This window comes from Porcipelethomonas ammoniilytica (genome assembly GCF_025567485.1).
In the GTDB taxonomy this organism is placed as follows: Bacteria; Bacillota; Clostridia; order Oscillospirales; family Ruminococcaceae; genus Porcipelethomonas; species Porcipelethomonas ammoniilytica.
In genome coordinates this window covers 1-538 of record NZ_JAOQKH010000102.1, presented here as the reverse complement: position 1 = coordinate 538, position 538 = coordinate 1, and the positions used below count along the sequence as shown (strand labels likewise).

At 38.5% G+C, this 538-nt stretch carries 2 protein-coding genes; both read left to right on the top strand.

Going from position 1 to position 538, the window contains the following annotated elements; all coding sequences use genetic code 11:
* The coding region (locus OCV67_RS13840) for an XkdQ/YqbQ family protein (RefSeq protein WP_449580838.1) at window positions 1-310 on the top strand (310 nt) is incomplete at its 5' end.
* A gap of 9 nt (window positions 311-319) precedes the next feature.
* Window positions 320-538, top strand: a 219-nt coding sequence (locus tag OCV67_RS13835) for a hypothetical protein (RefSeq protein ID WP_147644422.1), incomplete at its 3' end; no start/stop codon positions are given.

The following is a 538-nucleotide window of genomic DNA, read 5'->3' as shown; positions in this document are numbered from 1 at the left end:
TGCCGTTAAGAAGAATACCGAGCTTGAAAAGAAAATCGGTATTTTTCAGGATATCGAAAAAAAGGACGATGATCTTTCCGAAGCCAAGCTTCAGGAGCATATCAAAGAAACGCTGAAAGAAATCAGTACTCCCGAAATAAGCCTGAGTGTTGAGGCTTTGGGTATACCCGATGTAATTTCAGGTGTGGGAGTTTATGTAATAATTGACGAACTGGGGATTAAGCGTACTTTCTATGTCGATGAAGATACTCATACTTTCAAAGGAGGAAGTCATACAATGAATCTTACGCTTAATTCCGTAAACGAATAGGAGGTCTGAATGGATAATCCAACGAGTATTAAAGGATTGATGCAGCAAATGCTGCCAAAGGGAAATGATATTGTAATAGGCAGGGTCATTTCCGTAAATCCTGTCAGAGTACAGGTAATAAATGATGAAAAGCTTACACCGATCCCAATTGTCCCTCAAAGACTTTCCGATTTGCATACGGGAGAATATGTACATTTACTGGTATTTAATAACGGCAAAAAGTATTAT